Raw genomic sequence first — 21,341 nt, forward strand, 5'->3', positions numbered from 1 at the left:
GGAAGCCCGCGGCCGACCGCGCCGAAACGCTGTGGCAACACGCAGCGGATAGCGTGACGGACATGCCCTCCCTCGCACCGCGCATCGACACCGTGCCCGCCTCCGGCATCCGGAGGGTCTTCGAGCAGGCGGCCCTGCTGCAGTCGAGCGGCACCGACGTCACGATGCTCGTGATCGGCGAGCCGGACGTCCCGGTGGCGCCGCACATCGGCGAGGCGGCCCGTCGTGCGTGGACCGAGGACCGCACCGGGTACACCCCGAACGGCGGGATCGCGCCGCTCCGCGAGGCCGTCCGCGACAAGCTCCGCCGTGAGAACCGGATCGAGGCCGACCTCGAGCAGATCTGGATGACGATCGGCGCGACGCAGGCGCTGTTCCAGGCGATGACGCTGACCCTGAGCCCGGGTGACGAGGTGCTCGTGCCGGACCCCGGCTACACGACGTTCACGATGAACGCCCACATCATCGGGGCGACGCCGGTGCCGTACCGGCTGGAGCCGCAGCACGGGTTCGAGCCCGACCTGCCGGCCCTCGAGGCGAGCGTCACCGAACGCACCCGGGTGCTCGTCGTGAACTCGCCGTCGAACCCGCTCGGTTCGGTGTTCGGCGAGGAGACCCTCCGTGCGCTCCTCGCCTTCGCGAAGCGGCACGACCTCTGGGTGATCAGCGACGAGGTCTACGAGTACTTCACCTACGGCACCCGCCACGTCAGCCTGGCCGCGCTCGACGAGGACGACCGCGTGTTCTCGGCGTTCTCGCTCAGCAAGACGTACGCGATGACCGGTGTCCGTGTCGGGTACCTCGTCACGCCGAAGGGGCTCGGTGCGACGATGCGGACCACGCAGGAGGCGATGATCAGCTGCGTCGCCGAACCCGACCAGTACGCGGCCCTCGCGGCGATCGTGGGGGACCACTCCGCGGTGCGCGACGCCCGGGAGCACTACCGCGCGAACCTCGAGGTCGCGAAGGAGACGCTCGACGCCGCCGGCATCCGGTACCTCGACCCGCGCGGGGCGTTCTACCTGTGGATCGACATGTCGCACGCTTCCGACGGCGACATCGCCGAGTGGGCGCTCGGGTTCCTGCAGCGTGAACGGGTCGCCGTCGCGCCGGGCAGCGCCTTCGGACGCTCCGGCGAGGGGTGGATCCGCGTCTGCCTCGCAGCCACTGCGGACGACCTGCGGCGCGGCCTGGGCGCGCTGCCGGCTCCGGCGCGCGCGGCCGTCTGACGCGGTCCACACGGCGGGGAGGCCCGGTGCCGGTCGGCAGGACGGCGCACGGAACGCAGTCCTCCACCTGGTGCGAGGCTGCTCGCCCCGTGCCGAGCAGCATCCGGTCACCGGGGGGTCAACGGCGCACGGACCCGCCGACCTCGCACCGTGCGGGGTCCAGCACGCCGACGCGAGAGCGCACCGGAAGCGGATCAACCGCGCACCGTGCGTGGCGGATGCGCGCCGTGCCTCCAGGGCGGGTGAAGCGTGGGAGACTGTTGCGACCGTCCGACCCACCTGAGGAACCGTGAGCCCACAAGCATCCGCTCCGCTGGAGCCCGCAGCGACCCCGGCCGACGCGATCCGCAACTTCTGCATCATCGCGCACATCGACCACGGCAAGTCGACGCTGGCCGACCGCATGCTGTCGATCACCGGCATCGTCGAGGACCGCGCGATGCGTGCGCAGTACCTCGACCGCATGGACATCGAGCGCGAGCGCGGCATCACGATCAAGTCGCAGGCCGTCCGCATGCCGTGGGAACTCGACGGTGAGACCTTCGCGTTGAACATGATCGACACCCCCGGGCACGTCGACTTCTCGTACGAGGTCTCGCGGTCCCTGGCGGCGTGCGAGGGCGCGATCCTGCTCGTCGACGCCGCGCAGGGCATCGAGGCGCAGACGCTCGCGAACCTGTACCTGGCGCTCGAGAACGACCTCGAGATCATCCCGGTCCTCAACAAGATCGACCTGCCCGCGGCCGAGCCGGACAAGTACGCCGCCGAGCTCGCGCAGCTCATCGGTGGCAAGCCCGAGGACGTCCTCCGGGTCTCCGGCAAGACGGGCGTCGGCGTGTCCGAGCTCCTCGACCTGGTGGTCCGCCGCGTGCCGGCCCCCGTCGGCGACGCCGAGGCCGCGCCCCGCGCGATGATCTTCGACTCGGTCTACGACAGCTACCGCGGCGTCGTCACCTACGTCCGCATGATCGACGGCACCATCTCGCCCCGCGAGAAGGTCCAGATGATGTCGACCAAGTCGACGCACGAGATCCTGGAGATCGGGGTCTCGAGCCCGGAGCCGAAGCCCACCAAGGGCCTGTCGGTCGGCGAGGTCGGCTACCTGATCACCGGCGTGAAGGACGTCCGCCAGTCGAAGGTCGGCGACACCGTCACCAGCGCGCAGAAGCCGGCGACCCAGGCACTGCCCGGCTACACCGACCCGAAGCCGATGGTGTTCTCGGGCCTGTACCCGATCGACGGCAGCGACTACCCGGTGCTCCGTGAAGCGCTCGACAAGCTCAAGCTCTCCGACGCCGCACTGGTCTACGAGCCGGAGACCTCGGTCGCGCTCGGCTTCGGGTTCCGCTGCGGGTTCCTCGGGCTGCTGCACCTCGAGATCATCACCGAGCGGCTGTCCCGCGAGTTCGGCCTCGACCTCATCACCACCGCCCCGAGCGTGATCTACGAGGTCACGACCGAGGACAACGCCGTGACCGAGGTCACGAACCCCTCGGAGTTCCCGACCGGGCGCATCGTCGAGGTCCGCGAGCCGATGGTCCGCGCCGCGATCCTGGCCCCGAAGGACTACGTCGGCGCGATCATGGAGCTCTGCCAGCAGCGCCGTGGCTCCCTGCTCGGCATGGAGTACCTCGGCGAGGACCGCGTCGAGATCCGCTACGAGATGCCCCTCGGCGAGATCGTCTTCGACTTCTTCGACCAGCTGAAGAGCAAGACCCAGGGGTACGCGTCGCTCGACTACGAGCCCACCGGCGACCAGGCCGCCGACCTCGTCAAGGTCGACATCCTGCTGCAGGGCGACCAGGTCGACGCGTTCAGTGCGATCGTGCACCGCGACAAGGCGTACGCCTACGGCACGCTCATGACCGAGCGGCTGCGCAAGCTCATCCCGCGCCAGCAGTTCGAGGTGCCGATCCAGGCCGCCATCGGCGCCCGCATCATCGCCCGCGAGAGCATCCGCGCCATGCGCAAGGACGTCCTGGCCAAGTGCTACGGCGGTGACATCACCCGCAAGCGCAAGCTCCTCGAGAAGCAGAAGGAGGGCAAGAAGCGCATGAAGACCATCGGTCGGGTCGAGGTCCCGCAGGAAGCCTTCATCGCGGCGCTCTCCGGCGACGTCGAAGAGAAGAAGAAGTAGCGCCGGTTCAGCCGGTGCGGCGGGCGCGGGCCCGCAGGGCGGCCAGGCCGAGGGCCGGGAGGCTCGCCGCGGCCAGTCCCGCCAGTGCGGTCCGCAGGATGGCCCAGTGGGCAGCCGCGTCGAAGTCGGTCTGTCGGCCCGAGGTGACCCCGGCGGCCACGGCGCCGACCACCATCGCGAGGGTCACCACCGCGAGGGCGAGCGGGAGCCGTCGGCCCGGGTGACGACGCACCGCGGACACCAGTGCGGCACCGAACAGCAGCACCCCGGCGCCGGCACAGCTGGCCCCGACGGCGGCGATGACGTTCGCGGTGTCGAAGCCGGTCCACGCCTCGGGGGCGAGTGCGACGGCGGCGTACCGGGCGGGGGACGCCGCAGCCGAGGTCGTCACGTCCACCAGCACCCGGGCGGCGGCCGCCAGGCCGAACGCGACGAGCGTGAGCACGGCGAGGGCGGCGGTCCGGCGGTCGACGGACCGCGGGCGGGCGGGGGTGGTGTGGGGCACCTGCTGACGATAGCCGCGTGGCGGGCGCTTGTCGGGCCTCCAGTTCGGGGCGCACCGGCGCCGCGCCGGTCGGGCGGAGCTGAGAGGGGATCGGTTCGATCCGGGGCGGCCCGCCCAAGTAGCATGGCGGCATGAGCATCCGCGGGAGCTACCGGACCGCCCTGACGTACGGCGCGGTGGGGGCGACCCAGGCGTCGGACCTCATGACCTACCCGCCCGAGGGCTTCACCCCGGCCGAGTCGCGCGCGCGGATCGGACACGGCGACCAGCGGTTCGAGACCGCCGTGGTGCAGGCACTGACGTGGCAGATCCAGGAGCGCAGCGGCGTGCGGGTCCGCGTCGAGGAGCAGCCCGACGACGACGAGGTCCGGTACAACCCGGTGACCTTCGACGACGACGGCGTGCCGATCGCTCCGGCGTCCATCGGGACGCCCCGGGTCGAGAAGTTCGCACCGGACGGCACACCGCTGCTGACGGCGGGCACGAGCGCGACCCTGACGATCCACGCCTTCGGGCAGACCGTGCTGGCACCGGTGCGGGTCGTGTCGATCATCGACGAGCACGACCGCAAGGGCTTCGCGTACGGCACGCTCGAGGGGCATCCGCTCTCCGGCGAGGAGTCGTTCGTCGTCGAGCGCACCCAGGACGGCTCGGTGTGGCTGCAGATCCGGCAGTTCTCGCAGCCGTCGAGCGCGAAGTGGCGTTTCGTCGCGCCGTTCGTACGCCGGCAGCAGAAGGTCATGGCGGAGAAGTACCTGGCGGCACTGCGGGGCGACTAGGCGCCGGGGCGCGCCTGTCGCGCCGGGGCCGCGCCTGTCGCGCGGGGGTCGTTGCCGTCGCGCCGGGCGCGACGCGCGTGGGTCGTGGCCGTCGCGCCGGGCGCGTCCGGCCACTGCTCAGCGCAGCGGCGGGAGCGCGGCGATCGCGTCCTCGATGAGCGCCGCGTCCTGCTGGCAGTCGCGCGCGACCGTCACGGCGTTCGTGTGCCGGAGCGCGTCGACGTCGTAGATGCCGGTCGCCACGGCCAGGAACGGGATGCCGGCGGCGTCGGCTGCCTCGCCGTCACGCGGGGTGTCGCCGACGATCACCGCCCGGGTGCCGACCAGGTCGGCGGCGGCACGGTGGGTGACCCCCGCCCGATCGACCTCGGTGTCGCCGAAGTACGAGTGCTCCCAGTCGAAGCCGTCGGGGTCGAACCCGGCGCCGGTGAGCTTCACCCGGGCGCGGTACTCCGAGTTGCCGGTGAGCAGCCCGTTGCGCCACCCGAGCTCGGCGAACCGGGTCAGGAGCGCCTTCGCTCCGGGGACGGGGCTGCGGTGGTCGCCGGAGGCGTGCCGTTCGGCGGTCAGGTCGTGCAGGTGCCGACTGACCGTGGGGATCAGGGTGTCCTCGAACGCGTGGGCGCGCACGTGCTCGGCGATGAGTCCGGCGTCGGTCCGGCCGTGCTGGTGCCCCACCCGCAGGGTGAGGTCGCGGCCCACCGCCCGCTCGAGGGCCAGGTGGTAGAGGTTGCCCGGGGACGACGCGTTCATCACGAGGGTGCCGTCGATGTCCCACAGGACCGTGGTGGGGACGGGATGGTGCTCCATGGCTCCCATCATGACGGACAATGGACTCCATGCCGAGTGCTCTCCCGATCGCCGATCCAGCACCCGCGGACGGCCTGATCACGCCGTGGGCGGCAGCGGGCCCCGCCACCGGCCCCGGCGCTGCTCCCGCCGCCGGTGACGTCCCGTTCGGCGTCTACGTGCACGTCCCGTTCTGCCGTGTGCGCTGTGGCTACTGCGACTTCAACACCTACACGGCCTCCGAGCTCCGCGGCGTCCGTCGCGACGACTACGCCGGCCACGCCGTGCGCGAGATCGAGTGGGCCGCGACCGTGCTCGACCGTTCCGGCGTGCCGCGGCGCCCGGTGTCGACCGTGTTCTTCGGCGGCGGGACCCCGACCATGCTGCCGGCGTCCGACCTGGCGATGATCCTGCGGGCGATCGACGACACGTGGGGCATCCTGCCCGGGGCCGAGGTCACCACCGAGGCGAACCCCGACTCCGTCGACGCGGCGTCGCTCGAGACCCTGCGGGCCGGCGGGTTCAACCGGATCAGCTACGGGATGCAGTCCGCGGTGCCGCACGTGCTCGCCACGCTCGACCGAACGCACGACCCCCTGCGGGTCCCCGTCGTCGTCGACCTCGCGAAGCAGCAGGGGCTCGACGTCTCGCTCGACCTGATCTACTCCACGCCGGGGGAGTCGCTCGCCGACTGGCGGACCTCGCTCGACGCCGCGATCGCGTGCGAGCCCGACCACGTGTCGGCCTACTCGCTCATCGTCGAGGACGGCACCGCGATGGGCCGCATGGTCGCCCGCGGTGAGCTCCCCGCCCCCGACGACGACCTGGCCGCCGACATGTACGAGCTCGCCGACCAGGTGCTCGGCGACGCCGGCTACTCCTGGTACGAGGTCTCGAACTGGGCGCGCGGCGACGGGCACGCGAGTCGCCACAACCTGTCCTACTGGAAGGGCCACGACTGGTGGGGCGTCGGCCCCGGTGCGCACTCCGCCGTCGCCGGTACCCGCTGGTGGAACGTCAAGCACCCGGCCGCCTACGCGAACCGGGTGCTGTCGGGGGAGTCGCCGGCCGCCGGCCGCGAGACCATCGACGACGAGACGCGGTACGTCGAGCGCCTGCTGCTCGCCGCGCGGGTCCGCGGGGAGCTCGCCACGAGCGAGATCCGCCAGGAGGCCCGTGGCCGGGTCGCCGGCCTCATCGCACGCGGGCTCGTGGACGGGTCGGCCGCGGTGCGGGGACGCATCGACCTGACCCTGCAGGGTCGGCTGCTCGCCGACGCGGTGGTGCGGGAGCTGCTCGACTGAGCGGCGTGCGCACTGCTTGCTGCCGAGTGCGTGCCGCTTACTGCTTGATGAACTCGATCGAGAGCGGGTAGCGGTAGAACTGGCCCTGGTTCGCGGCGATCGCGGCCATGATGCTGAAGATCAGCGACACGATGCCCGCGGCGAAGATGATCAGGAGCCCGACCCCGAACACCGAGGTGAGGGAACCGACCACGTAGGCGATCGCCATCGTGATGTGGAAGTTCAGGGCGACCCGGGTGTGCTCGCGGATGAAGCCGCCGCGGTCGCGCAGGACCAGGTAGGCCACCAGCGGTGCGACCACGGTGAAGAAGATGCCGCCGATGTGCGTCAGCGTCGCCCAGAGGCGCTGGTCCTCGGGGCTCATCGGCTGGGGCGGGGTGTACCCGGAGGGGTACTGGGGCCCGCCGGGGTACTGGGGGCCGCCGGGCTGCTGCGGCCCGCCGGGGCCGGGGCCGTACTGGCCCCCGGGCTGCTGGGGGCCACTGGGCTGCTGGGGCCCGCCGGGCTGCTGCGGCCCGCCGGGCTGCTGCGGCCCGCCGGGCTGCTGCGGCCCGCCGGGCTGCTGGTCGGAAGGGCCGCCGGGCTGCTGTCCGTAGGTCATGGCGGAAGCGTATCGGCCGACCGCCCGGAAGTCCCGGGCCGTCAGCGGTCGGGCGTAGGATCAGCAGTCGACACGTCCGAGTGCCAGGTCGATCGGGAAGGAGACGCTCGTGGTCAGTGAACGCAGCCTCGAGGTCCTCAAGGCCATCGTGCGCGACTACGTGGCGTCGCGTGAACCCGTCGGGTCGAAGACCATCGTCGAGCGGCACGCCTTCGGGGTCAGCGCCGCGACCATCCGCAACGACATGGCCCTGCTCGAGGACGAACAGCTCATCGCGGCCCCGCACACCTCGTCCGGTCGCGTACCGACCGACAAGGGATACCGCCTCTTCGTGGACCACCTCGCCGGTGCCCGTCCGCTCTCCAGCGCGCAGCGGCACGCCATCGAGACCTTCCTCGGCGCCCCGAACGACCTCGACGAAGTCCTCGGGCGCACCGTCCGGCTGCTCAGCCAGCTCACGAACCAGGTCGCCCTGGTGCAGTACCCGTCGATGGTGCGCGCCCGCGTGCAGCACGTCGAGCTGGTGCGGCTCGGTGACGCCCGGCTGATGGTGGTGCTCATCACCGACACCGCCCGGGTCGAGCAGCGCGTGGTCGAGACCGACGTCGCGCTCGACGAGGACTCGCTCGGCGAACTCCGCACCGTGGTGAACGGCGCCACGGTGGGGCTCCTGCTGCAGGACGTCCCGACCGCACTCCGGGCCGTGCCGCAGCAGCTCCGCCCCGACGCCCAGACGCTCGGCGGGGTCGTCGTCGCCACGCTCATCGAGCAGGTCGCTGCGAACCGGCAGGACCGCCTGCTGATGGCCGGTGCGGCGAACCTGGCGAAGAGCGAGCAGGACTTCTCCGGCGGCCTCTTCCCCGTGCTCGAAGCGATCGAGGAACAAGTCACCCTGCTCCGCTTGTTCGGGGAGATGCAGGTGGACGACATCGCGGTGGCGGCCAGCATCGGCGTCGAGAACGCCGAGTACGGGCTCGACGCCACGAGCATCGTCGCCGGCGGCTACCTGGCCGGTGGCGAGGTGGCCCGACTGGGCGTCCTCGGACCGACCCGGATGGACTACGGCACGAACATGGCGGCCGTCCGGGCCGTCGCCCGGTACCTGTCCAAACTCCTGGGCGAACATTGACCAACCGACCGAACCCAACCGACTGAGGGATACGTGGCAGACCACTACGACGTCCTCGGCGTCCAGCGAGACGCCTCCGATGCCGACATCAAGAAGGCCTACCGCCGCCTGGCGCGTGAGCTCCACCCGGACGTGAACCCGGCACCCGACGCCGCCGAGCGCTTCAAGGACGTGACGCACGCGTACGACGTGCTGAGCGACCCCGAGCAGCGACGCCGGTACGACGCCGGACCGCAGGCCGACAGCCCCTTCGGAGGCGGTGCTGGCGGCTTCAGCGACATCTTCGACGCCTTCTTCGGTGGTGGCGGTGGCGGCGGACGTGGCTCCGGCCCCCGCAGCCGTGCCGAACGGGGGCAGGACGCCCTGCTCCGCATCGAGGTCGACCTCGACGAGGTCGTCTTCGGCACCCACAAGGACGTCGAGGTCGACACGGCCGTGCTGTGCGAGACCTGCCACGGCTCCTGCTGCGCACCGGGCACCAGCCCGCGCACGTGCGACATCTGCGGCGGTTCCGGGCACATCCAGCGCCAGGTCCGGTCGCTCCTCGGCAACGTCGTGACGAGCGCCCCGTGCGGCACCTGCCGCGGGTACGGCACCGTCATCCCGAGCCCCTGCCCGACCTGCCAGGGCCAGGGCCGCGTCCGCGCCCGTCGCACCGTACCGGTGGACGTCCCCGCCGGCGTCGACTCCGGACTGCGGCTGCAGATGCCGGGCCAGGGCGAGGTCGGTCCGGCCGGTGGCCCGTCCGGTGACCTGTACCTCGAGATCCGCGTGCGCCACGACGACGTCTTCAGCCGCGACGGTGACGACCTGCTGGCCACGCTCGAGGTCGGCATGACCGACGCCGTCCTCGGCACGACCACCACCATCGACGGCCTCGACGGTCCGGTCGAGCTCGAGATCCGACCCGGTGTGCAGAGCGCCGACGTCCTCGTCATCAAGGACCGCGGCATCACGAAGCTGCGCGGGAACGGCCGCGGTGACCTGCGGGTCGGCGTGCAGGTCGTCACCCCGACCAAGCTGTCCCACAAGGAACGGCAGCTGGTCGAGCAGCTGGCGAAGTCGCACAAGACGACGGCTCCGCAGCTCGCCCGGTTCCAGCAGGGCATGTTCGGCAAGCTCCGCGACCGTTTCTTCAACCACTGATGGCGTCGCTGTACCTCGTCGACTCGCTCGACGTCGTCGTCGGCGACACGGTGTCGCTCGACGGCGCCGAGGGCCGGCACGCGGTCTCCGTCGCGCGGGTCCGGGTCGGCGAGGTCCTGCGGATCGCCGACGGTCGGGGCACCGTGGTGTCCGGACCGGTCACGGCACTCGGCAAGGACACGCTGGAGCTCGCGGTCGAGACCCTCGAGCACCAGGACGCACCGCGTCCGTCGCTGACGCTGGTGCAGGCACTGGCGAAGGGCGGCCGCGACGAGATGGCCGTGCAGGCGGCGACCGAGATCGGTGTCGACCGGGTGGTGCCGTGGTCGGCTGTGCGCAGTGTCTCCCGGTGGGACGGCGCGAAGGTCGAGAAGGGTCGTGCGCGGTGGGCCGCCATCGCGCACGAGGCGGCGAAGCAGGCAATCCGTCCGCGCGTCCCTGCGGTGGCACCGCTCGCGACGACGGGCCAGCTCGTGTCGGCCCTCGGAGCAGGGACCGCACTCGTCCTGCTCGACCCCACCGCGACCGTGCGGCTCGCCACCTGGGAACCACCGACGGACGCCGAGGACATCGCGCTCGTCGTCGGACCCGAAGGCGGCATCGACGGTGCCGAGCTCGACCGGCTCGAGGCCGCCGGTGCGGTGCGTGTCCGACTCGGCGACAGCGTGCTCCGCACCTCCACCGCAGGACCGGCGGCACTCGCTGTCCTGCAGGCGCGACTGGGCCGCTGGTGAGCCGGACCCCGCCGTCGGACGCGTCCTACGATGGAGCCATGAGCACCAGCACGCCCAGCGTCTTCTCCAAGATCATCGCGCGCGAGATCCCGGCGACCATCGTCGCCGAGGACGACCGTGTCATCGCGATCGAGGACATCGCGCCCAAGGCCCCCGTCCACGTGCTCGTCGTGCCCAAGACGGAGCAGTACGCGAACGTCGCGGAGCTCGCCGCGGGGGACCCCGACCTCCTGGCCCACGTGGTCGCCACGGCGCAGCGCATCGCCGACGAGCGCGCCGACGGCCAGTTCCGACTCGTCTTCAACACCGGCGAAGCCGCCGGTCAGACCGTGTTCCACGTGCACGCGCACGTACTCGCAGGTGAACTGCAGGAAGGCACCCTTGCCGGATAACGAACCAGCACAGCCCACCGCCGCCGACGAACAGCCCGTCTCCGTCTCGCTCCAGGTCGACGGCATCGCCATGGTGCAGCTGCTCGGCCCCCAGGACCGACTGCTCAAGACCGTCGAGCGCCAGTACCCGGGTGTCCGGGTGGTCGTCCGTGGCAACGAGGTCACGCTGACCGGCCCCGAACGCGACGTCGCCCGCGCGAAGGCGCTCGTCGACGAGCTCGTCGGCATGGTCAAGCGCGGGCAGGAGATCGGCCCGTCCGACATCCCGATGTCCGCACGGATCCTCGACGACGACCGCAAGCCGTCCGACACCTTCGGCACCCCCATCGTCTCGAGCCGCGGCAAGTCCGTCCGGCCGAAGACCGACGGGCAGCGTGCCTACGTCGACGCCATCGACGAGCACACGATCACGTTCGGCATCGGCCCGGCCGGGACCGGCAAGACCTACCTGGCGATGGCGAAGGCCGTGCAGGCGCTGCAGCGGCGCGAGGTCAACCGGATCATCCTGACGCGTCCCGCGGTTGAAGCCGGCGAGCGGCTCGGCTTCCTGCCGGGCACGCTCACCGACAAGATCGACCCCTACCTGCGGCCGCTCTACGATGCCCTGAACGAGATGATGGACCCGGAGCTCGTCCCGAAGCTCCTGGCGGCCGGCACCGTCGAGGTCGCCCCGCTGGCGTACATGCGTGGTCGGACCCTGAACGACTCGTTCGTCGTGCTCGACGAGGCGCAGAACACCACGCCCGAGCAGATGAAGATGTTCCTGACCCGTCTCGGGTTCGGTTCGAAGATGGTCATCACGGGTGACATCACCCAGGTCGACCTGCCGGGCAACGTGTCCGGTCTCCGGCTCGTGACCCGCATCCTCGACCAGGTCGAGGACATCCACTTCGCCCGTCTCGGCAGCGAGGACGTGGTCCGCCACACCCTCGTCGGTCGGATCGTCGACGCCTACACGGTCTACGACGAAGAGCGCCTCGCCGAGCAGGCCGGCCAGCGCCCCGGCGGCCGCGGAACCGCTCCGGTCGGCAACCCCGACGGCGCCAACCGCGCCGAGCGTCGTGGGCGCCCGCCGCAGGACCGCGCACGGCCCCCGTACCCCCAGAACGACGCCCGAGGAGGCAACCGGTGAGCATCGAGCTCAACAACGAGTCCGGCGTCGAGGTGGACGAGGCCGCGATCCAGCGGCTCGCCGCGTTCGCCCTGGACGCCATGCACGTCCACGCCGACGCTGAGCTCGCGATCGTGCTGGTCGACGAGGGCGCGATGGAGCAGTTGCACGTGCGGTGGATGGACGAGCCCGGCCCGACGGACGTCCTGAGCTTCCCGATGGACGAACTGCGGCCCGGCACCGAGGACGACCCGACGCCGGCCGGACTGCTCGGCGACATCGTGCTCTGCCCGCAGGTGGCCGAGGAGCAGGCGAAGACCGCCGGGCACTCGAGCACCGACGAGATGCTCCTGCTCACCTGCCACGGCATCCTGCACCTGCTCGGCTTCGACCACGCCGAACCCGACGAGAAGGCCGAGATGTTCGGCATCCAGGGCGAGATCCTGACCGCCTTCGCCGCCCAGCACCGAGGGCGGTAGCCGATGGTCGTCGTCGCCGGACTCCTCGCGGTGGCGCTGGGACTCGTCGTGCTCGGCGGGCTCCTCGCCGCGAGCGACGCCGCGCTCTCCGTGGTGTCCCGAGCCGACCTCGAGGAGATCGCCAGGGGCAACAAGCGCCGTCGGTCGATCGAGGCGATCGCGGACGACGTCGGCGCGCACGTGAACGCGCTGAACTTCTTCCGGGTGCTGGCCGAGACGGCCGCTGCTGTGCTCGTCACGATCGCCCTGGTGCGTGCCTTCGACAGCTGGTGGGTGGCGCTCGTCGTCTCCGCCGCGATCATGACCGCGGTGTCGTTCGTGCTGGTCGGGTCGAGCCCGCGGAGTGTCGGGCGGGCCCACGCCGAGCGGCTCATCGGTGCCACCGGCGGCATCGTCCGCGGGGTGCGCATCGTTCTCGGACCGCTCGCCGGGCTGCTCGTCCACATCGGCGACCGGGTCACCCCCGGCCGCGGCCGGAGCGCGTCCACGGTGTCGAGCGAGGAACAGCTGCTCTCCCTGGTCGACGAGGCCACCGAGAGCAACGTGCTCGAGGACGAGGACCGCGAGCTCATCCACTCGGTGTTCGAGTTCAGCGACACCCTGGTGCGTGAGGTCATGGTGCCGCGGACGGACATGCTCACCGTCGACGGCGCGGACACCCTCGGCGTGGCCATGGAGCAGTTCCTCGCCGCCGGTGTCTCCCGCATGCCGGTCACGGGCAAGGACAGCGACGACGTGCGCGGTGTCCTGTACCTCCGCGACGTCGCGCGGTCGCTGTACGAGCGGCCGGCGTCCCGTGGTGAGCGGGTCAGCCGGCTGCTCCGCCCCGCCGAGTTCGTGCCGGAGTCGAAGCACGCCGACGACACCCTGCGGCACATGCAGCTCGCCAAGAACCACCTGGTGCTGGTGGTCGATGAGTACGGCGGAGTCGCCGGACTCGTGACCATGGAGGACCTCATCGAGGAGCTCGTCGGCGACATCTCCGACGAGTACGACCGCGCCGTCGTCGACCGCACCGAGGTCGAGCCGGGTGTGTGGCGGATCTCCGCACGACTGCCGGTCGACGAGCTCGGCGACCTGTTCGGCATCGAGCTCGACGACGACGACGTCGACACCGCCGGTGGGCTGCTCACCAAGGAGCTCGGACACCTTGCCGTGTCCGGCGAGACCGTCACCGTGTCCGGCGTCGTCCTGACCGCCGACCGTGTCGAGGGCAAGCGCCGCCACCTGATCACCGTGCTCGCCGAGCGCACCCATGCCCTGGCCGACGTCGAGGACGCCTTCGACGACGCCGAAACCACCACGACGGGAACCACGCACGCATGACCGACCCCGACACCACCCCAGCCGGCTCGGACAAGCCCTACCGCGCGGGCTTCGTCTCGTTCGTCGGCCGTCCGAACGTCGGCAAGTCGACGCTGACCAACGCCCTGGTGGGCGAGAAGGTCGCGATCACGTCGTCGAAGCCGCAGACCACCAGGCGTGCCATCCGCGGGATCGTGCACCGGCCCGACGGGCAGGTCATCATCGTGGACACGCCGGGCGTGCACCGTCCGCGCACGCTGCTCGGCGAACGGCTGAACGACCTCGTCCAGTCCACGCTGGGCGACGTCGACGTGATCGGGTTCTGCGTGCCGGCGAACGAACCCGTCGGTCCCGGCGACCGGTTCATCAACGACACGCTCGACCAGTACCCGCGCGCCAAGAAGATCGCGATCGTCACCAAGATCGACAGCACCTCGAAGGACCGCGTCGGCGAGCAGCTGCTGGCCGTCTCGAAGCTCCGCGACTGGGACGCCGTGGTGCCGACCTCGGGCACACGGGGCATGCAGCTCGAAGACCTGCTGGGCGTCGTCACGAGCCTCTTGCCCGAGTCTCCGCAGCTGTACGACTCGAGCGCGGTGACCGAGGAGACCGACGAGGAGCGCATCGGCGAACTCATCCGTGAGGCGGCGCTCGAAGGTGTCCGTGACGAGCTGCCGCACTCGCTGGCCGTCGTCATCGAGGACATCGTCGAACCCGACGAGGACGACGACGCCGACGGGCCACTGCGCATCTTCGCGAACCTGTTCGTCGAGCGCGACAGTCAGAAGGCGATCGTCATCGGGCACAAGGGCGAGCGTCTCAAGGACGTCGGCTCGCGGGCCCGCGTCGAGATCGAGTCGCTGCTCGGTGGCCGGCACGTCTACCTGAACATCCGCGTGAAGGTGGCCAAGGAGTGGCAGCGTGACCCGAAGCAGCTCGGACGCCTCGGCTTCTGATCGTCGGACCCCTGCAGCCCGGGTCATCCGGGCGAGGGACGCGCTGGTGAGCGGTCCGCCGTACCGTGGACGGGTGTTCCGTCCTATGCTCCGTGCGCAGGTCATCACCGACCTGGTGATCGCCGTGCTGCTCGGCGGCCTCGTGCTGATCGCCAGCGGGCGCGGCATCGACGGTCCGCTGTCGGTGATCACGGTCGTCGGCATGACCGCCGCCCTGGCGCTCCGTCGGTCGTCACCGGGGCTGGCACTGACCGTGGCGTGGGTGTTCGCGGTCTTCGAGATGGTCACCCTGCAGGTGCCGGACGTCTCGAACGCGTTCATCGCCGGCGTGATGTACACCACGAGTGCGTACGGCAGCCGTCGTGTGCGGCTGGCCGGACTCGTGTCGGCGATCGTCGGTTCGGTGACCGCGGCGGCCTACCTGGGCTTCGACGACTACCAGAACCGGCTCACGTACGAGACCGCCTCGACCCCGCTGCAGGAGTCGCTGCAGGTCACGTTCTCGTTCTTCGCCGTCGTCCTGCTCCTGCTCCTGTTGCCCTGGCTCGCCGGGCTCGTGGTCCGGACCCGTCGGTCGGCGAGCATGAGCCGCGAAGCCCAGCTGCTCGCCGAGCGTGACGCCGCGCGGGCCGACCGGGCCGTGGCCGTCGAGCAGGAGCGTGTCCGGATCGCCCGCGACATGCACGACATCGTCGCCCACTCGCTCGCGGTCGTCATCGCGCAGTCCGACGGTGCCCGGTACGCGCTGAAGGCCGACCCCGCCGTCGCCGATCAAGCGCTCAGCACCATCTCGACCACCGCCCGGCGGGCGCTCGGTGATGTCCGTGAACTCCTCGGCGCGCTCCGGCACGAGCAGGGGACCGCGCCGACGCCCGAGATCGACGACATCGACCGGCTCGTCGACGAGATGCGCCAGCTCGGGCTCGACGTCCGGGTGGAGCGCGAGGGCGACCCCGGCGGGCTGCCGACCACCACGCAGCTCGCGGTGTACCGGATCGTGCAGGAGAGCCTGACGAACGCGTACAAGCACGGCGAGCCGGGCAGTCCGGTGCACGCCGCTCTTACCTACCGACCGGACACGGTCGAGATCGCCGTCGTGAACCGCCGAGCCGACGACGGCGTCCGCGGCCCGGGCACGGGCCACGGACTGGTCGGCATGCGCGAGCGCGCCGTGATGACCGGTGGCACGATGACCGCAGGAGCCCGGGGCGACGACTTCGCGGTCGCCGTCCGGATGCCGACCGTCCCGGCCAGTGGGCAGATGCCCCGCGGTCGCATCACCCCCACCGAGCAGGAGCGCAGCGCCCGATGACCACGACCCCGACCGACGAGCACGCGATCCGCGTTGCCCTCGTCGACGACCAAGCGCTCTTCCGCACCGGCATCCGGATGCTCATCGACTCGCAGCCCGACCTGCGGTTCGTCGGCGAGGCCGGCGACGGGGCCGAGGGGGTCGAGCTCGTCCGCCGGACCCGCCCCGACGTGGTGCTGATGGACGTCCGGATGCCCGTGATGGACGGCATCACGGCGACCGGCCACATCGTCGAGCAGTCCGGCACCGACGGCGCGAAGGTCCTCGTGCTGACGACGTTCGACTTCGACGAGGCCGCCGCCAAGGCCATCCGTGCCGGAGCGAGCGGGTTCGTGCTCAAGGACGCCGACCCCGAGTTCCTGCTCGCCGCGGTCCGCACCGTGCACGCCGGCACCGCGGTGTTCGCCGCCTCGGCGACCCGTGAGCTCCTGCGACGGTACGACGACTCGGTCGGACGCGCCGCTGCGGTGCCCGCGGCCTTCTCCGACCTCACCCCGCGTGAGCGCGAGATCTTCGACCTGGCCGCCCGCGGCTTCAGCAACAGCGAGATCGCCCAGCACGAGTACGTCAGCGAGGCGACCGTGAAGACGCACATCTCGCGGGTCCTGACGAAGCTCGAGCTCCGCGACCGGGTCCGTCTCGTCGTCTTCGCCCACGAACACGGGCTCGTCACCAAGGCCGACTGACGCCGGGTCATCCCGACGGATGACCCCTCCACAGACAACCGAGCCGAGCGGACGATCCACAGGAGCCGTCCGAGCGACGCGTGACGGGGCCGGCGGCGGCCATCGTGGATGCATGACCACCAGCCACGCTCCGATCATCCGCCTCGACCACGTGTCCAAGCACTACGGCGACGCCGCCCGACGCGTCACCGCGCTCGACGACGTCAGCGTCGACATCGGCGCGGGGGAGTTCACCGCGGTGATGGGGCCGTCCGGGTCCGGCAAGTCGACGCTCATGCACGTCGCGGCCGGCCTCGACGCCGTGACCACCGGCCGGATCCACATCGACGGCGTCGACATCACGGCGCTGGGCGACAAGGACCTCACCGAGCTGCGCCGTCGCCGACTGGGCTTCGTCTTCCAGTCGTTCAACCTCGTCCCGACGCTCGATGTCAGCGAGAACATCCGGCTGCCGTTCCTGCTCGGTGGGCACAAGCCCTCGCGCGAAGAGACCGCCTGGATCGACCGTCTGGTCGAGATGCTCGGACTCGGCAACCGGCTGACCCACCGGCCGCACCAGCTCTCCGGCGGGCAGCAGCAGCGCGTCGCCATCGCGCGGGCCCTCGCCTCGCGACCGGCGGTGGTCGTCGCCGACGAGCCGACCGGTGCCCTCGACTCCCGCACGGGTCGCGACGTCCTGTCGATCCTGCGCGGTGCCGTGCAGGAATGGGGCCAGAGCGTCGTCATGGTCACGCACGACCCGGTGGCCGCCGCGAACGCCGACCGCATCCTGTTCCTGGCCGACGGCCGGATCGTCGCCGACCGCCCGGCGATGGACGCCGGCGCGATCTCCACCACGATGCTCGGGATGGAGGCGGCAGCGTGAACGGCGTCCGCTCCTTCGCCCCCACCGTCCTGGTCGCCGCCCTCGGCACCACGTTCGGTTCCGCCCTGGTCATCGCACCGGGCATCGTCACCGAAGCGCTCCGAGCAGCCGGCGTCGCCGACCTCGGGCCGATCAAGGCGATCCTGTCCGTGGTCGGGTGGTTGTTCCTCGGCATCGCGCTCTACGTCGGCGCGATCGTCACGGCGAACACCTGCGCCACCCTGATCGCCGGGCAGACCCGGATCATCGCGCTGCAGCGGCTCATCGGGGCGACCGGAGCCACGCTCCGTGCGCGGATCACCCGGACAGGTCTGGTCGTCGGCGTGCTCGGCGGGGTCATCGGTGCCGTCGTCGGGACCGCACTCTCGGCACTCTTCGTCGTCGTCCTGCGGGGCAACGGTGTCCTGCCCGACACCGAGTACACGTACGTGCCGTGGGAGCTCGTCCTGCCGGTCGTTGCCGTCGTCCTCGCCACCTGGTGCGCCTTCGCCTCCGGGTCGCGTCGCGTGCTCACCGTCACCCCGCTCGAAGCGCTCTCGTCGTCCGTCGAGCCCAGCCACGACGACGTCCGGTCCGGTACCGCCCGCAAGGTCTGGGCGATCGTGCTCATGGCCGGCGGTGCGCTGCTGATGGCGCTCGGGCTCGCCGTCAGCTCGGTGTCCCCGGTCGCGGTCCTGCCGGCGGCGCTGGGCGGGTTCGTCTCCTTCGCCGGGGTCGCGGTCGGGGCGACGATCGTGATGCCGCCCGTGCTGCAGCTCATCGGGCGCATCGGCTCGCACGACCCGGTGGTCCTGCTCGCCGGGCGCAACGCGATGCGGGCGCCGGGGCGGTCCTCGCGGGCGACCATCGGGCTCGTCATCGGTGTCACCCTGCTCGTCACCTTCGCGGTGGCGCTCGGGATCATGCAGCACGTGCTCGAGACCCAGATGCGCGCGTTGAGCGAGGGGAGTGCCACACCGGCGATGATCGAGGCGCAGCGTGACCTGTTCGTGCAGATCAACGCCGTCGTCAGCGTGATCGTCGGGTTCTCCGCCGTGATCGCCGCCGTCGGGGTCGTGAACGCCCTGGCACTCGGGGTGCTCCAGCGTCGACGCGAACTCGGGCTGCTCCGCGTGCTCGGCCTGACCGGTGCCCAGGTGCGCCGGATGATCGTCACCGAGGCGGTGCAGATGGTCGTCGCGGCCGTCGTCTCGGGTCTCGCGCTCGGCACCCTGTACGGCTGGGTCGGCGGGCAGACGCTCCTCGGCTCGCTCGGGACTCCCGTGTCGCCGGTGCTCCCACCGCTGACGATCGGCATCGTGGTGGTCGGCGCGCTGGTCCTGGCGGTCGTCGCGACCATCGCCCCGGTGCGCCGCGCGATGCGCGTCCCGCCGACCGAGGCGCTCGCGGTCGACTGACCCGGCGCCGTCGGCGCACCACACGACGAGACGGGAGGCCCGGTGCCAGCTGGCACCGGGCCTCCCGTCTCGTCGTGGCGTCACGCCGACGTCCTCTGCACGGCGCGGCCACGCCGCTCACGTCCGCCGAGTGGTCTCGAACTGTCGTCTGGACGCGGTCCGGGCGACAGAACGTGACCACTCGGCGACCGACCCGCGGCATGTCGTGACCGCTCGGAGCTGCTCGGAGCCACTCGGCAACCCGCTCGGCACGCCAGCCTGCATCCCCGCTCGAGCGCGCCGAGGTCCTGCGTCACACGCTTGCGCCAGCCCGCTGCTCCGGTGCTACCGTGGGTCCCGATGTACTCCGCACTGCTCCTCCTTCGCTGCCGCGACGAGGCCTGACACTCCGGCCCACCTCGTCGCGGAGTCCGTCGTGGCCGCACTGACCAGAGCCCACGAACACCGGCTCACGAACCCGCGACGAAAGCGAAGAACGATGCAGAACACGCAGCAGCCCTCCGGGATGCCGATCCACAAGTACGTCCCCTTCCACGAGCAGATCGCCGTCGAGCTGCCGGACCGCACGTGGCCCACGAAGCGCATCGACAAGGCCCCGCGCTGGTGTGCCGTCGACCTGCGTGACGGCAACCAGGCCCTCATCGACCCGATGGACGCCGAGCGGAAGCGCGCGATGTTCGACCTCCTCGTCCGGATGGGCTACAAGGAGATCGAGGTCGGGTTCCCGAGCGCCTCGCAGACCGACTTCGACTTCGTCCGGTCGCTGATCGACGAGGGCGCGATCCCCGACGACGTCACGATCCAGGTGCTGACCCAGGCGCGTGAGCACCTCATCCAGCGCACCTACGAAGCGATCGACGGCGCGAAGCAGGCCATCGTCCACCTGTACAACTCCACGAGCATCGTCCAGCGCGAGGTCGTTTTCCGCACCGACGTGCAGGGCGTGGTGGACATCGCGGTCACCGGCGCGAAGCTGTGCAAGGCTGCCGAGGCGACGCTGCAGCACGACACGACGATCTACTACGAGTACTCGCCGGAGTCCTACACGGGCACCGAGCTCGAGGTCGCGCTGGAGATCTGCAACGCCGTGCTCGAGGTCTTCGAGCCGACGCCCGAGCGCAAGGTCATCATCAACCTGCCCGCCACCGTCGAGATGGCCACGCCGAACGTCTACGCGGACTCGATCGAGTGGATGTCGCGCCGCCTCGCCCACCGCCAGGACGTCATCCTGTCGCTGCACCCGCACAACGACCGCGGCACCGCGGTCGCCGCCGCCGAGCTCGGCTACCTGGCCGGCGCCGACCGCATCGAGGGCTGCCTGTTCGGCAACGGTGAGCGCACCGGCAACGTGGACCTGGTCGCCCTCGGGATGAACCTGTTCACGCAGGGCATCGACCCGGAGATCTCGTTCGCCGACATCGACCAGGTGAAGCGCACCGTCGAGTACTGCAACCAGCTGCCGGTGCCCGAGCGCCAGCCGTGGGCGGGTGACCTGGTGTACACGGCGTTCAGCGGCTCGCACCAGGACGCCATCAACAAGGGCTTCGAGGCGATGAAGGCGAAGGCCGCCGCCGCGGGCAAGGACATCGACGAGATCGCGTGGGCGGTGCCGTACCTGCCCGTCGACCCGAAGGACATCGGCCGGTCGTACGAGGCCGTCATCCGCGTCAACTCGCAGTCCGGCAAGGGCGGTGTGGCGTACCTGCTCAAGACCGACCACGCCCTCGACCTGCCCCGCAAGCTGCAGATCGAGTTCTCCGGCGTCGTCCAGCGGCACACCGACACCGAGGGTGGCGAGTTCTCGTCGCAGCGCATCTGGGACGTGTTCCAGGACGAGTACCTGCCCGCGTCGATCGACGACGAGAAGTGGGGCCGCTACGAGCTCACCAAGACGGCGACGTCGAGCGACTTCGAGGGCACGACCTCGCTGTCCGTGGCTCTCCGGGTCGACGAGGGCGCGGTCACGGCCGAGGCCGTCGGCACCGGTCCCATCGACGCGTTCCTGAAGGTGCTCGCCGAGCAGGGCGTCCAGGTCACCCTGTACGACTACTCCGAGCACACGATGAGCGCCTCCGGTGACGCCAAGGCCGCGTCCTACGTCGAGCTCGACGTCGACGGCGTGCGCCTGTGGGGCGTCGGCATCGACGCCGACATCTCGACGGCGTCGCTCAAGGCGATCGTGTCCGCGGTGAACCGCGCGGTGCGCGCGGGTGCCGCGGCCGGAGCAGACGCGCCGGAGCTCGTCTCCGCCTGAGACGCAACCAGACAGGAGGCTCCCCACCGGGCACGGCCTGATCGCCGCTGGCGCGTCGACCAGGTACCGGCCGGTGTGGGCCCAGGTGTGGGTCCGTCCCGCACCGCGCCTCCCGTCTGTGCGCACGTTCACTGCCTGACGCAAGACGCCGTCGTGTTGCCGAGGCGCCTCCGGAAGTCGCGGCGTCTCGACGAGTGCGCGGCGTCCGGCGAAGACGACGGCGTCTTGTCG

The 21,341-nt window shown here is 71.1% G+C and carries 20 protein-coding genes; 17 read left to right on the plus strand and 3 right to left on the minus strand.

Going from position 1 to position 21,341, the window contains the following annotated elements; all coding sequences use genetic code 11:
* Positions 1-62 precede the first annotated feature (62 nt).
* A complete protein-coding gene (locus ACL00U_RS07080) occupies positions 63-1,229 on the plus strand; it encodes a pyridoxal phosphate-dependent aminotransferase (protein ID WP_071251390.1) in 1,167 nt (388 codons plus the stop codon).
* Positions 1,230-1,518: 289 nt separating this feature from the next.
* Entirely contained in the window at positions 1,519-3,366 is a 1,848-nt protein-coding gene (lepA, locus tag ACL00U_RS07085; protein ID WP_056068283.1) for a translation elongation factor 4, read from the plus strand.
* Between the two features lie 7 nt (positions 3,367-3,373).
* Here the strand turns inward: lepA and ACL00U_RS07090 are convergent, their stop codons facing one another.
* Positions 3,374-3,871: a hypothetical protein gene (locus ACL00U_RS07090; RefSeq protein WP_194590605.1), complete on the minus strand. Its 498-nt coding sequence runs from the start codon at positions 3,869-3,871 to the stop codon at positions 3,374-3,376.
* 131 nt (positions 3,872-4,002) lie between these two features.
* Here ACL00U_RS07090 and ACL00U_RS07095 point away from each other — a divergent pair, with 131 nt between their 5' ends.
* Entirely contained in the window at positions 4,003-4,650 is a 648-nt protein-coding gene (locus ACL00U_RS07095; RefSeq protein WP_017886666.1) for a DUF1990 family protein, read from the plus strand.
* A gap of 117 nt (positions 4,651-4,767) precedes the next feature.
* Here the strand turns inward: ACL00U_RS07095 and ACL00U_RS07100 are convergent, their stop codons facing one another.
* Positions 4,768-5,460 carry an HAD family hydrolase gene (locus tag ACL00U_RS07100; protein ID WP_071251394.1) on the minus strand — a complete coding sequence of 231 codons (693 nt, stop codon included), beginning with the start codon at positions 5,458-5,460 and terminating at the stop codon, positions 4,768-4,770.
* A 29-nt stretch (positions 5,461-5,489) separates the two neighbouring features.
* Here ACL00U_RS07100 and hemW point away from each other — a divergent pair, with 29 nt between their 5' ends.
* Complete coding sequence (gene hemW / locus ACL00U_RS07105; RefSeq protein ID WP_031259452.1) at positions 5,490-6,743, plus strand: radical SAM family heme chaperone HemW; 1,254 nt, start codon at positions 5,490-5,492, stop codon at positions 6,741-6,743.
* A 37-nt stretch (positions 6,744-6,780) separates the two neighbouring features.
* Here the strand turns inward: hemW and ACL00U_RS07110 are convergent, their stop codons facing one another.
* Positions 6,781-7,344 (minus strand): DUF4870 domain-containing protein, encoded by a 564-nt coding sequence (locus ACL00U_RS07110; protein WP_307858773.1) that lies wholly within the window; start codon positions 7,342-7,344, stop codon positions 6,781-6,783.
* Positions 7,345-7,453: 109 nt separating this feature from the next.
* Here ACL00U_RS07110 and hrcA point away from each other — a divergent pair, with 109 nt between their 5' ends.
* From hrcA to leuA, 13 genes are all read left to right on the plus strand, one after another.
* Complete coding sequence (gene hrcA, locus ACL00U_RS07115) at positions 7,454-8,473, plus strand: heat-inducible transcriptional repressor HrcA (RefSeq protein WP_017886670.1); 1,020 nt, start codon at positions 7,454-7,456, stop codon at positions 8,471-8,473.
* A 33-nt stretch (positions 8,474-8,506) separates the two neighbouring features.
* Complete coding sequence (gene dnaJ, locus ACL00U_RS07120; RefSeq protein ID WP_017886671.1) at positions 8,507-9,619, plus strand: molecular chaperone DnaJ; 1,113 nt, start codon at positions 8,507-8,509, stop codon at positions 9,617-9,619.
* A complete protein-coding gene (locus tag ACL00U_RS07125) occupies positions 9,619-10,353 on the plus strand; it encodes a 16S rRNA (uracil(1498)-N(3))-methyltransferase (RefSeq protein WP_042540167.1) in 735 nt (244 codons plus the stop codon). Before dnaJ ends, ACL00U_RS07125 begins: the two co-directional genes overlap by 1 nt.
* 38 nt (positions 10,354-10,391) lie before the next feature.
* A complete protein-coding gene (locus tag ACL00U_RS07130; protein WP_017886673.1) occupies positions 10,392-10,745 on the plus strand; it encodes a histidine triad nucleotide-binding protein in 354 nt (117 codons plus the stop codon).
* Complete coding sequence (locus tag ACL00U_RS07135) at positions 10,735-11,877, plus strand: PhoH family protein (RefSeq protein ID WP_042540165.1); 1,143 nt, start codon at positions 10,735-10,737, stop codon at positions 11,875-11,877. The genes ACL00U_RS07130 and ACL00U_RS07135 overlap by 11 nt, the downstream gene beginning before the upstream one ends.
* Positions 11,874-12,335 (plus strand): rRNA maturation RNase YbeY, encoded by a 462-nt coding sequence (ybeY, locus tag ACL00U_RS07140; protein WP_017886675.1) that lies wholly within the window; start codon positions 11,874-11,876, stop codon positions 12,333-12,335. The genes ACL00U_RS07135 and ybeY overlap by 4 nt, the downstream gene beginning before the upstream one ends.
* Before the next feature lie 3 nt (positions 12,336-12,338).
* Positions 12,339-13,661 carry a hemolysin family protein gene (locus tag ACL00U_RS07145; RefSeq protein ID WP_017886676.1) on the plus strand — a complete coding sequence of 441 codons (1,323 nt, stop codon included), beginning with the start codon at positions 12,339-12,341 and terminating at the stop codon, positions 13,659-13,661.
* Positions 13,658-14,596 carry a GTPase Era gene (gene era, locus ACL00U_RS07150; protein WP_042540163.1) on the plus strand — a complete coding sequence of 313 codons (939 nt, stop codon included), beginning with the start codon at positions 13,658-13,660 and terminating at the stop codon, positions 14,594-14,596. Before ACL00U_RS07145 ends, era begins: the two co-directional genes overlap by 4 nt.
* Positions 14,597-14,669: 73 nt before the next feature.
* Positions 14,670-15,908, plus strand: a complete 1,239-nt coding sequence (locus tag ACL00U_RS07155; protein ID WP_412873995.1) for a sensor histidine kinase — start codon at positions 14,670-14,672, stop codon at positions 15,906-15,908.
* The gene (locus ACL00U_RS07160) at positions 15,905-16,594 is read left to right on the plus strand and encodes a response regulator (RefSeq protein WP_412873996.1); all 690 of its coding nucleotides are present in this window, start codon (positions 15,905-15,907) and stop codon (positions 16,592-16,594) included. Before ACL00U_RS07155 ends, ACL00U_RS07160 begins: the two co-directional genes overlap by 4 nt.
* Before the next feature lie 112 nt (positions 16,595-16,706).
* Positions 16,707-17,459 carry an ABC transporter ATP-binding protein gene (locus ACL00U_RS07165; protein WP_017886680.1) on the plus strand — a complete coding sequence of 251 codons (753 nt, stop codon included), beginning with the start codon at positions 16,707-16,709 and terminating at the stop codon, positions 17,457-17,459.
* Positions 17,456-18,856 carry an FtsX-like permease family protein gene (locus ACL00U_RS07170; protein WP_412873997.1) on the plus strand — a complete coding sequence of 467 codons (1,401 nt, stop codon included), beginning with the start codon at positions 17,456-17,458 and terminating at the stop codon, positions 18,854-18,856. Before ACL00U_RS07165 ends, ACL00U_RS07170 begins: the two co-directional genes overlap by 4 nt.
* Before the next feature lie 478 nt (positions 18,857-19,334).
* The gene (gene leuA / locus ACL00U_RS07175; protein WP_017886682.1) at positions 19,335-21,110 is read left to right on the plus strand and encodes a 2-isopropylmalate synthase; all 1,776 of its coding nucleotides are present in this window, start codon (positions 19,335-19,337) and stop codon (positions 21,108-21,110) included.
* The last annotated feature ends 231 nt before the right edge of the window (positions 21,111-21,341 follow it).

Source organism: Curtobacterium poinsettiae, from assembly GCF_047226435.1.
Classification (GTDB): domain Bacteria; phylum Actinomycetota; class Actinomycetes; order Actinomycetales; family Microbacteriaceae; genus Curtobacterium; species Curtobacterium poinsettiae.